Genomic DNA, 233 nt, shown 5'->3' with positions numbered 1-233 from the left:
CGCCGAAGAGTGTCTGCCGGCGGTCGGCCAGGGTGCGGTCGGCATTGAATGCCGTCTCGACGACAGCGTCACCCGCGCGCTGCTGGCGCCGCTGAACCATGCGGCCACCGAAACCCGCGTACGCGCCGAGCGGGCGATGAATACCCGCCTGGAAGGCGGCTGCCAGGTGCCGATCGGCAGTTATGCCGAACTGGATGGCGACAGCCTGTGGCTGCGCGCCCTGGTCGGCGCGC

General features: G+C 70.8%; 1 pseudogene. It reads left to right on the top strand.

The window, feature by feature from the left end:
• Positions 1–233, top strand: a pseudogene (locus HMPREF0072_RS11760) (hydroxymethylbilane synthase); the annotation flags it as partial.

The sequence above is a fragment of the Anaerococcus lactolyticus ATCC 51172 genome, from assembly GCF_000156575.1.
GTDB classification, from domain to species: Bacteria; Bacillota; Clostridia; order Tissierellales; family Peptoniphilaceae; genus Anaerococcus; species Anaerococcus lactolyticus.
This window is presented reverse-complemented; position numbering and strand designations above follow the sequence as displayed.